The sequence below is a fragment of the Coprococcus sp. AF19-8AC genome (genome assembly GCF_003603115.1).
GTDB lineage: Bacteria > Bacillota > Clostridia > Lachnospirales > Lachnospiraceae > Coprococcus > Coprococcus aceti.
On sequence record NZ_QTMI01000001.1, the window covers coordinates 94,330 to 104,296 of the forward strand.

Annotated in this window: 12 protein-coding genes and 1 riboswitch; of the genes, 11 read left to right on the forward strand and 1 reads right to left on the reverse strand. The window is 43.5% G+C overall.

Features of this window, described 5'->3' with window-relative positions; genetic code table 11:
• Positions 1–3: 3 nt before the first annotated feature.
• Positions 4–88: riboswitch (Fluoride riboswitch) on the forward strand.
• A gap of 87 nt (positions 89–175) precedes the next feature.
• Positions 176–1,375 carry a cation:proton antiporter gene (locus tag DWX57_RS00520; protein ID WP_120122837.1) on the forward strand — a complete coding sequence of 400 codons (1,200 nt, stop codon included), beginning with the start codon at positions 176–178 and terminating at the stop codon, positions 1,373–1,375.
• 1 nt (position 1,376) lies between these two features.
• Positions 1,377–2,042, forward strand: a complete 666-nt coding sequence (locus tag DWX57_RS00525; RefSeq protein ID WP_243106133.1) for an HAD family hydrolase — start codon at positions 1,377–1,379, stop codon at positions 2,040–2,042.
• A 71-nt stretch (positions 2,043–2,113) separates the two neighbouring features.
• On the opposite strand, the gene DWX57_RS00530 is transcribed toward DWX57_RS00525, so the two are convergent.
• Positions 2,114–2,992, reverse strand: coding sequence for a LysR family transcriptional regulator (locus tag DWX57_RS00530; protein ID WP_120122839.1), 879 nt, complete (start codon positions 2,990–2,992; stop codon positions 2,114–2,116).
• Between the two features lie 337 nt (positions 2,993–3,329).
• Between DWX57_RS00530 and DWX57_RS00535 the strand changes: the two genes are divergently transcribed.
• The 9 genes from DWX57_RS00535 (at position 3,330) to DWX57_RS00575 (ending at position 9,887) form a co-directional block, all read left to right on the forward strand.
• Positions 3,330–4,613, forward strand: a complete 1,284-nt coding sequence (locus DWX57_RS00535; RefSeq protein WP_004849677.1) for an adenylosuccinate synthase — start codon at positions 3,330–3,332, stop codon at positions 4,611–4,613.
• Positions 4,614–4,751: 138 nt separating this feature from the next.
• Positions 4,752–6,092 carry an MATE family efflux transporter gene (locus DWX57_RS00540; RefSeq protein ID WP_120122840.1) on the forward strand — a complete coding sequence of 447 codons (1,341 nt, stop codon included), beginning with the start codon at positions 4,752–4,754 and terminating at the stop codon, positions 6,090–6,092.
• A gap of 278 nt (positions 6,093–6,370) precedes the next feature.
• Positions 6,371–6,586 carry a CPBP family glutamic-type intramembrane protease gene (locus DWX57_RS00545; RefSeq protein WP_117875520.1) on the forward strand — a complete coding sequence of 72 codons (216 nt, stop codon included), beginning with the start codon at positions 6,371–6,373 and terminating at the stop codon, positions 6,584–6,586.
• 248 nt (positions 6,587–6,834) lie between these two features.
• Entirely contained in the window at positions 6,835–7,023 is a 189-nt protein-coding gene (locus DWX57_RS14780; RefSeq protein ID WP_118016752.1) for a GHKL domain-containing protein, read from the forward strand.
• Between the two features lie 43 nt (positions 7,024–7,066).
• Positions 7,067–7,891 (forward strand): hypothetical protein, encoded by an 825-nt coding sequence (locus tag DWX57_RS00555; protein WP_118649297.1) that lies wholly within the window; start codon positions 7,067–7,069, stop codon positions 7,889–7,891.
• A gap of 32 nt (positions 7,892–7,923) precedes the next feature.
• Entirely contained in the window at positions 7,924–8,241 is a 318-nt protein-coding gene (locus DWX57_RS00560; protein ID WP_120122841.1) for a hypothetical protein, read from the forward strand.
• Positions 8,242–8,276: 35 nt separating this feature from the next.
• The gene (locus tag DWX57_RS14210) at positions 8,277–8,633 is read left to right on the forward strand and encodes a hypothetical protein (protein WP_173795154.1); all 357 of its coding nucleotides are present in this window, start codon (positions 8,277–8,279) and stop codon (positions 8,631–8,633) included.
• 8 nt (positions 8,634–8,641) lie between these two features.
• Positions 8,642–8,971 carry a hypothetical protein gene (locus DWX57_RS00570; RefSeq protein ID WP_117875550.1) on the forward strand — a complete coding sequence of 110 codons (330 nt, stop codon included), beginning with the start codon at positions 8,642–8,644 and terminating at the stop codon, positions 8,969–8,971.
• A gap of 256 nt (positions 8,972–9,227) precedes the next feature.
• Positions 9,228–9,887 carry a cellulose binding domain-containing protein gene (locus DWX57_RS00575; protein ID WP_120122842.1) on the forward strand — a complete coding sequence of 220 codons (660 nt, stop codon included), beginning with the start codon at positions 9,228–9,230 and terminating at the stop codon, positions 9,885–9,887.
• Positions 9,888–9,967: the final 80 nt, after the last annotated feature.

Below are 9,967 nucleotides of genomic sequence, written 5' to 3' on the forward strand. Positions count from 1 at the left end.
ATTATTATAAAAGGGAATGAGGTTCTCCCTTGGAAGCCCTGGAAGGGCAACCTAAACTGCTGATATAGCTGATGACTTCTACGATTATTTTTGTCGCAGAAAGCATCAGCTTTTTTATGCCTAACTCTTTTTAATCACTGATGCGTCTGCTAAATTTAAGGAGGTATTGTTTATCGTGTTGACATCACTTGCACTAATTTTCATCGTCGGACTGGCGATGGGCGCCATCTGTCAGAGGCTTAAGCTGCCGCGCATCATAGGAATGCTGGCGACGGGAATCGTTCTTGGTCCGTATGTGCTGGATCTCTTTGATCCGTCCATATTGTCCATATCTGCGGATCTCAGAAAGATAGCGCTTATCATCATACTTATCAAGGCAGGACTGTCCCTTGACCTTAAGGATCTGAAGAAGTCGGGACGCTCGGCTGTGCTACTCTCATTTGTCCCGGCGTCATTTGAGATCCTCGGATATATACTGTGCGCACCTGTTATACTTGGAATAAACCGCACAGAGGCAGCTGTCATGGGCGCGGTGCTAGGCGCGGTATCACCGGCGGTCGTTGTTCCGAGAATGGTGAATCTCATAGAGAAAAAGTACGGAACTGACAAGGCGATTCCGCAGATGATACTTGCGGGGGCGTCCTGCGATGATATATTTGTCATAGTGCTTTTTACCACATTTCTCAGCATGGCGCAGGGCGGAAGTGCTCATGTCATGGATTTCGTGAATATACCAATATCCATCGTGCTTGGAGTACTGCTTGGCGTGGACGTTGGATATGGACTTTATCTGTTCTTTGAGACTTCCTATGCAAGGAAACACTGCGTGAGAAACAGCATGAAGGTCATCATCGTGCTGGGATTTTCGTTCCTGCTTATAGCGATAGAGGGATGGCTTGAGGGAAAGGTGTCGGTGTCGGGACTCCTTGCGGTGGTGGCTATGGCATGTGTCCTGAAACTCAAATGTCCAGAGTCGGTGTCGGGAAGACTCTCACAGAAATTTGGAAAGCTGTGGCTTGCGGCGGAGGTCATATTATTCGTGCTTGTGGGTGCGGCTTTGGATATTAGATACACCCTGGCAGCAGGACTTCCGGCGCTCCTTATGATATTTGTCGCACTGGCATTTAGAATGGTTGGTGTTCTGATCTGCGTGGCACATACATCACTTACATGGAAGGAAAGGCTGTTCTGTGTCATCGCGTATCTTCCGAAGGCTACAGTTCAGGCAGCCATCGGATCAGTTCCGCTTGCGGCAGGGCTGGCATGTGGTAATATAGTATTGTCGGTTGCTGTGCTGGCGATCGTGGTGACTGCGCCGCTTGGAGCGATAGGAATAGACGGAACATACAAGCATTTGCTTAGTGAGGATGAATAAGATGAATAATAAGATAAAGAACATTATATTTGACATGAACGGCACAATGATATTTGACGGAAAGTATCATGAGATAGCATGGAAGGATTATGCGGAGAAGCTTGCTGGCAGACAGATGAGCACGGAGGAGTTTCAGCATCATGTGCTGGGGCACACGAACAAGGATATTCTGGAATACCTCATGGGAAAGGGTACGCTAACCGAGGAGAGGATACTTGAACTTACCGAGGAGAAAGAGGCTATGTACAGAGAGATGTACATGGAAGATACTGCAAACTTCAAGCTGGTGGACGGCCTAGTGGCATACCTTGATAAACTTAAGGGACAGGGGATAAATATGAACATAGCCACAGGGTCAAATATGACAAATCTCGCATTCTATTTTAAAGAGTTTGATCTCGGAAGGTGGTTTGATATAACGCTGTGCGCATACGACGATGGAACCATGAATGCTAAGCCGGCTCCTGATATGTACATCCGGGCCATGGAGCGCATCGGAGCAGTGCCGGGAGAGACCATGGTCATAGAGGATGGCCCGTCGGGAATCCGGGCAGCGGCGGCAGCCGGAGCCGGATATATAGTTGGAATCTACGGTGACTCATCAAGAGAATTGCTTGAGAAGACAGGGCTGTGTGATGAGCTGATTCCGGATTATAGAAATATGTGATAAGAATAGGGCGTGTTCAAATGGACGAACATGATCTATTTTACTATGGTATATGGGTGTGGGGATGATTCCTACAACAACTCCATAAGTTTATTTGCAGCAACGCTCATACCACGGCGCCTGTCACTGATGATACACATGTGACGCTTTGGTATGGGCTTTTTAAATTGCAGGCGGAACAGGTCACCGCGGTCTATATAGCTCTGGGCGAAGTCTGCCATGATGGAGCCGATGCCGAGATTTCTCATGACGAACTGGGCAATCATATCGCTGGTAGAAAGCTCGAATTCGGGCTGCAGAGTCACGCCCTCATGGCTCAGGAATGTGTCGACATATGCGCGTGTGCTTGTGTCGTGCTCCAGACAAATGATCGGAAGCTCGTCCAGATCGTGGTAGTCCAGAGTTTTGCCCTGAAGATATGAGAACCTTGGTCCGGCGATGAAGATGTCCTCGATCTCCCTTGCCTGCCTGATCTCCATGTGAGGATCTGCAGGAAGAGGACTGGTGACGATACCGAAGTCTATGTTGCCTGATAGCAGATGATTTATCGTGCTGGGAGTCGGAGCATTTGTGACATGAACCTTGATCCCCGGATATAGCTGGTGGAAATGCTCCAGATATGGCAGGAGATAGAACTGCAGTGTCATATCGCTTGCACCTATCCTTATCTCACCAGTCTCCATGTGGAGGAGCTGTGAGAGCTGCTGTTCACCCAGGGATATGGATTCGTATCCCGCTGCAACGTGGGAGTAGAGGATTTCTCCGGCATTTGTCAGTGAGACGCCCTTCTTGGTTCGGATGAACAGTTCTATGCCGATCGCCTGCTCCAGAGCTTTGACTGCCTGACTTACGGCTGGCTGGGATATACACAGCTCCCTGGCAGCAGCGGATATGCTGGATGCTTTGGCGACATGGTAGAAGATCTTGTAATATTCGAAATTTATGTTCATTTATAATTTCCTCCAGATTCGACTGAGATTGGCAGATACATGCTAGTTTGAGTGCAAATTTAACATGCGATAAATAAGCAAAAATACATCAGGTGTGGACAAAATCCATCATATTTACAGTTTATGTTGGTTTCTACAAAATGTAAAGACAAATATAAGATACGCTTATAATAAATATAAATAATATTGATTTTACTTATGACATTATAGTGTTATAATAAAAAGGTATTGTGAGTGATTTGCTTATAAATATTATGTATAGGCAGAAACATTTGAACAGCCACAATACGGATATCAGAAAATATTTCAAAATGCTGCGAAAGCGAGGAAAAGTATTATGGTAAGAGCGGTTGTAGGAGCCAATTGGGGCGACGAAGGAAAAGGTAAGATCACAGACATGTTAGGCCAGGAGTCAGACATAATCGTAAGATTCCAGGGTGGTGCCAACGCAGGTCACACAATTGTCAATGACTATGGTAAATTTGCTTTACATACACTTCCATCAGGAGTGTTCTACAGTCACACAACAAGTATCATTGGAAATGGTGTTGCACTTAACATCCCTCTTCTTTTCAAGGAGATAAAGTCCATCACAGACAGAAATGTACCAATGCCTAAGATCCTTGTATCTGACAGAGCACAGATGGTTATGCCATACCACATTCTCTTCGACGAATACGAGGAGGAGAGACTTGCAGGTAAGTCATTCGGATCAACAAAGTCAGGAATCGCTCCATTCTATTCAGATAAATATGCAAAGATCGGTTTCCAGGTAAGCGAGCTCTTTGATGAGGAAGCACTGAAGGAGAAGATCGAGAGAGTTATAGTACAGAAGAACGTTCTTCTTGAGAACCTGTATCACAAGCCACTCTTAAAGGTTGACGATATATTCAACACACTCATGGAGTACAAGGAGATGGTTGCTCCTTATGTATGTGACGTATCAGCATACCTCTATGAGGCGATCAAGGAGGGCAAGAACATCCTTCTTGAGGGCCAGCTTGGTTCACTTAAGGATCCGGATCACGGAATCTACCCTATGGTTACATCATCATCAACTCTGGCAGCTTATGGTGCCATCGGTGCAGGTATACCTCCATACGAGATCAAGCAGATCATCACTGTATGTAAGGCATACTCAAGCGCAGTAGGAGCAGGCGAGTTTGTAAGTGAGATATTTGGCGACGAGGCAGATGAGCTCAGACGCCGCGGCGGTGATGGCGGTGAGTTTGGTGCAACAACAGGAAGACCTAGAAGAATGGGTTGGTTCGACTGTGTGGCATCAAAGTATGGCTGCCGTATCCAGGGAACAACAGACGTTGCATTTACAGTACTTGATGTACTTGGATATCTCGATGAGATCCCAGTATGTGTAGGCTACGATATCGATGGTGAGGTTACAACAGACTTCCCAACAACATCAAAGCTCAAGAAGGCAAAACCTGTATATGAGACACTCCCAGGCTGGAAGACAGATATCAGAGGAATCAAGAAGTACGAGGATCTCCCAGAGAACTGCAGAAAGTACATCGAGTTCGTTGAAGAGCATATCGGATTCCCAATCACAATGATCTCAAATGGTCCGGGAAGAAACGATATCATCTACAGAAACGCAAAGTAATTTGACCTGATTCACAGGGAAATCAAATAACAGAAAAATAACAGGGACACTTTCCAGTAAGAGATTATTAGGGGGTGTCCCTCTTGTTGTTGTAAATAAGGACAAGTGGATTAATATTCAGTTTGGAGGAATAACATAATGTCAAAAGATGAGTATTTGATCACAGATGCACCGCTTAAAGCGCTGACTGTTTTTGCAATGCCTATGATCTTGGGCAGCTTTTTTCAACAAGTGTATAATATGGCTGATTCAATAATAGTTGGCCAGTATGTCGGATCATCTGCACTTGCGGCTGTTGGCGCATGTGCCGCTCTTACAAATGTATTCATTTGTGTGGCACTCGGTGCCGGCATAGGTGCGGGCGTGCTTGTGAGCCGCTATTTTGGAGCCAGGGATTATAGTAAAATGAAAACAATAGTATCAACATCGCTGATAAGTTTTATGGTTTTGAGTATACTTTTGGGTGTATGTGGTCTTATCTTTTCACGTTCGATGATGACGCTGCTTCAGACACCTGCTGACATACTGGATGAAGCGGTGCTGTATCTTCGTGTTTATTTTGCCGGATTTCCATTTTTGTTTATGTATAATATTCTTTCAACAATGTTCAATTCAATCGGTGAATCAAAGATACCGTTGGGTCTTTTGATATTTTCTTCTGTCTTGAATATTGTTATGGATCTTTGGATGGTGGCAGGCCTCGGCCTGGGCGTTTTCGGTGCAGCTCTTGCAACTCTTATTGCCCAGGGAATATCCGCAGTGTTTTCACTGCTGATTTTTCTTTGGCGTATGTGCCAATATAAAGGCCGTTTTGATTGGTTTGACAGGCACGAGTTACATTTCATGCTTAGAATTGCCGTACCATCGGTTCTTCAGCAGTCCACAGTGTCGATTGGTATGATGATCGTTCAGGCAGTTGTAAATCCATTCGGTACACAGGCACTTGCAGGTTACTCAGCAACGATGAGGGTAGAGAATGTTTTTTCACTGATATTTGTATCCATTGGAAATGCAGTTTCACCGTATGTTTCTCAGAATCTTGGCGCAAAGAAAATCAAACGTATCAAAAAAGGATATCGGGCTGCGTTGGTGTTGGATGTGTGCTTTGCGATCATCGCATTTATAGTCATTGAAACACTGCATACTCAGATTTCATCTTTATTCCTTGGCAAAGATGGAACCGCTTTGGCATATCAGGTGTCTGGGGGCTATATGAGATGGATTGGCTACTTTTTCATCTTCATGGGAATCAAGATGGCAACCGACGGGGTCCTTCGAGGACTTGGGATCATGCGCCCATTTCTCATTGCAAATATGGTCAACCTCGCGATTCGTCTGTCAGTTGCCCTGATTTGTGCGCCCCGTTTTGGTATCGAATTTGTCTGGCTTGCGGTGCCGGCGGGATGGCTTGCAAACTTTCTGATCTCTTATATGGCTCTCAGAAAGTCGTGGCCGGTTGATAAAGCAATTGGCGAATGATCGGTTTGGTGCAAAGGAATGTCTGTTTTGCGAAGTTTTTTTCCAAAAAAAATTGACACAGTATACTGACCAACATATAATCGTTCTAAAAAGTGTCTGCTGATTAATGAGAAAATTAAAATTTAAGCTTAATCAAACAATTCAATTTTGTCAGCACAAACAATAATTAACAGCGTTAAGGCGTATGGAAATTAAAAATCCATACGCCTTATTTTTTTCAAATCTGTGCCTGCGCGTGAGCGCCGGTACTCAAATAAATTTTCAAAGGAGGAGTTGCCATGCTGTTAAATGCCTTTGCAAGCGTGCTGTCAAGCAGCCAGAGCAGCGGAATGGAAGATACGACAGTCTACCCATTCTGGCTATCCCTAATCTGTTTTGCAATAGTACCGGCAATCATTGAGGAATACATCTTCCGGGGGGTGATACTCGGCGCTTATCTGAAAGTGGAGATGATGGCGGCGGTTCTGAATAGCAGCCTACTACAAAGCATTTGATTTAAGATGGTATGGGTGATATAGTCTGAAATGTAAACATTTTGCTTAACTATAGGGGATTGATGGGAATGCGATTGATTTATTATTCTTGGATATTGATTTGATTACGACCAGCGGCGTAGATATAGGACAGTATATTCGGCATAGACTGAATAATTACAGCATGGAGATTGTGTTTATGTGTCTTCTGAGAAGGATAATGCAGAGCCGGAATGAGCAGCAGATAGTGCCGAGTGTGGCTCTGATAATTGTGCCGATTATCAGTATATGGTCAACTGCGTAAATCAGGGAGACATTTTCTTACCACCAAAGATGATTCGTATAATCATGGCATGGGTTTACAGAGTGTACAGGATGTTGTGAATCAAAATAATGGTGAGATACAGTTTGAAGCCACTGAAAATACTTTCATAGTCAGAGTTATATTGTTCAATTAACGTAAAGGGGGTATCGTACATCTGTTGTGTGCGAGAAAGAGAAATGGGAACATTGGAAGTGGACAAGAGTCTTAAAGCGGCGTTTAAGGAAACGCTGGAGCCGCATGGGTTCAAGAAAGTAAAGGGGAGGTATCCGCACTTTGTGAGGATGGCAACTCCCGAGATTATTCAAGTCATCAACTATCGGCTGGAGCAGGCTCTGTCGCCGCAGTTGGAGGAAAAACGGTTTGAAGTATACTGTGCGGTCGGCAGTATATACCGCCCGGAGATCAATCTGAACCGGTCTGTGTATGCCTGCATGGACTGGATACATACTACGATGCCTCATATGTACATGAAGGCAAAACGCAATGAAATAACGGTGTATGAGAATGAACAGCCGGGAGTTGACTATATCATCAAAAAGGGAGATGAAGCATCTCTTAGGGAACAGATTGCGTTTGCCATGACTGGAATAGAGCATTATATAATTCCGGCGTTTGACAAGGTGGTGGATTTAAAGACATGCGTGGATTATTTAGAGTTATATGATTTTAGTAATTTGTATATCAGCAGAAAAACTGAATGTAATGAGGATGTATTTATTTTGCCGGCAAAGTATCCGAATAAAGAATCCTATAGAGTGAAAGTGCAAAGTGATTATCAAGAGATAAAAATGGAATTAAAGCAAGACATTCTAGATAATAAAATTACGGAAGAAGAAGGAGAGCGGGAATTGACTTGGTATGAAAGGCGGTTTCGTGACAATATTGAAAGATATGGGAAACTTTTTGAAGATGAAGCAACCAAAAAAGAAGTTTCACAATTAAAGGCAGAGCGCGCAGAAAAAAATATAAATGCAATACGTGCGATGGGAATTGAAGTGTAAAAGACGGGGGGCAAAAAGAAGGGAGTAAGCATATGAAATTAAAACAAATGACAAGAAGAATTATTGCTGTAGTGCTGTCAATATCAATGTTATTGACAGTGTTACCGACAAACTGCAGTATAGTTTTCGCAGAAAGTGGAAATTCAGGAGAGACGATTCTTGCATCTTTGACAGATGAGATTTCAAGTATGGGCGAGGCATCAGCGGAAGCGCTTGCCGATTCGACCGCAGAAGCCAGCGTGCGGGCAGGGGATTGGAGAACGGCAATTTATGTAGACCGTTTGGCGTGGAATAAATTTCACATAGAGGTGCAGAAAGATATAGTTACAAAATATAAATCAAAGCCGTAAACGCAGGTAAGATAGTCACAATTCCGGCAGAGGACATGACGATAGGCAGCTGGTCGGGAACAGGGTATATGGTCATAGACCCTGAGACCGGAGCAGGGGCGTATATGATATCAGGCGGGCTGTGTGGGGGAAGCACGGCGGAAGCCATATATAGTATGTTTCTTGTCAGTCAACTATATTTTAGCGTAACATTAGAATCGCAAGTACAGGGAATAGTTTCAATGGCGGAAATACTCAGTTATGCAGTTTTGTTTGATGGCATGCTAGCAACGGCAGTTGCTTATGGTGGAATGAATCAAGCGATAATGAAATTAATGGGTTATAACTGGATTGATATGTTTAAGGATGGGTTTTTAGGAATTTTGGATGGATATTCAAAAATTGGTTCATAGGAGGGCTAATGAAACTTTTTGGGTTTGCATTTATTTTATGGATAATTGTATATGTCTATGGAATATATAAGCATGGAATAAAAGATGTAATACTTCAACATAAGGTATTTATTAATTGCTTATTACTAGTTGTGACTGTTATATTATTTGCATTCGGTTGTTATACAAATGTTATATACTCAAGCAAATGTAAAATAGGTGAACGAGTAGACGGGGTAATATCGTCGAGAGATTTTAGCCCAGGTTCAAGAAGTGCAGAATGGTATTATGAGTATGAAATAGATATTACAGATGAAGATACTCATGTGACAGCATATTCAAGTAAATATTATAAGTAAGGTGACATTGTAGCATGTTATGTAGCAATTTCCGATGTTCAAAAAGAACGTAAATCAATTATTGAGGTTAGTAATGAATGCAAAAAAGGAAATAGATTAATAACGGTTGCAGGTTATGTACTGATTTTTGAACTAGGAATTTGGTGTATTCAGAATAAATTTTAAAGGCAGTTAAAGTCAGGGTATAGTTTGTATTAAGCTGAGGAGAAAAAGTAAACAATAACCATAAACCACATTTCAAAGGGAGGAAGAAACAATGTTAAAGGGGAAAAATTTCTTATTGAAAAGAGTCATTTCGTGCGTCCTTGTATGCGCCATGATACTGGGGCTGATTCCGCAGTCCGTCTATGCGGCACCGTCTGAAGGCACAGACACTCAGAAGACTTATTCGTCAGACGGATTCACCATTACTTACAAGGAAGCAAGTGCATGGGACAATTATGTGAATGCGGAGATAACGCTTGCAAACGACACGGACAGTGCAAAGAGTCTGTGGGAGATTCAGTTTTCATATGACGGCGAGATAGACAGTATATGGAACGCTGATATAAAAAACCACGATGACGGCACGTATGTGCTTGAAGCAAAAACATACAACAGCACGATAGCTGCGGGGCAGTCCGTAACCCTTGGGTTTATGGCTCACGGAAGCAGTGCAAAACCTGCCATGCCGGAGAGCATAACATTTGCAGATGCTTCGGCTTCGGAGGATAAAAAGGACGAAGATACAGAAGGCGGGGATTCGGAGGGTACAGGAGGTCCCGGAAAAGTGGAGCGGACTAAACTACGCAGTGTTCACATCCGGAGATTCAAATCTGTCGCTTTATACGGGAAATACAAGTATAAGCGGTTCAGTCCATACAAATCAGGATTTTTATTATCAGGGCAGCAGCATAAAGATAGACGGAGTGCTTGAGGCTTCAAAGGGCATAACAATAAAGACGGCAGTCGGTTCTGACTCCATACAGATAGGCTCCAAGTTGGAAAAAGCAGACA

Excerpts from the sequence above, each read along its gene's own strand:
- DWX57_RS00525 (WP_243106133.1), top strand. The coding sequence starts at position 1,377 with ATGAATAATAAGATAAAGAACATTATATTTGACATGAACGGCACAATG.
- DWX57_RS00530 (WP_120122839.1), bottom strand. The coding sequence starts at position 2,992 with ATGAACATAAATTTCGAATATTACAAGATCTTCTACCATGTCGCCAAA.
- DWX57_RS00535 (WP_004849677.1), top strand. The coding sequence starts at position 3,330 with ATGGTAAGAGCGGTTGTAGGAGCCAATTGGGGCGACGAAGGAAAAGGT.
- DWX57_RS00540 (WP_120122840.1), top strand. The coding sequence starts at position 4,752 with ATGTCAAAAGATGAGTATTTGATCACAGATGCACCGCTTAAAGCGCTG.
- DWX57_RS00545 (WP_117875520.1), top strand. The coding sequence starts at position 6,371 with ATGCTGTTAAATGCCTTTGCAAGCGTGCTGTCAAGCAGCCAGAGCAGC.
- DWX57_RS00555 (WP_118649297.1), top strand. The coding sequence starts at position 7,067 with ATGGGAACATTGGAAGTGGACAAGAGTCTTAAAGCGGCGTTTAAGGAA.
- DWX57_RS00560 (WP_120122841.1), top strand. The coding sequence starts at position 7,924 with ATGAAATTAAAACAAATGACAAGAAGAATTATTGCTGTAGTGCTGTCA.
- DWX57_RS14210 (WP_173795154.1), top strand. The coding sequence starts at position 8,277 with ATGACGATAGGCAGCTGGTCGGGAACAGGGTATATGGTCATAGACCCT.
- DWX57_RS00570 (WP_117875550.1), top strand. The coding sequence starts at position 8,642 with ATGAAACTTTTTGGGTTTGCATTTATTTTATGGATAATTGTATATGTC.
- DWX57_RS00575 (WP_120122842.1), top strand. The coding sequence starts at position 9,228 with ATGTTAAAGGGGAAAAATTTCTTATTGAAAAGAGTCATTTCGTGCGTC.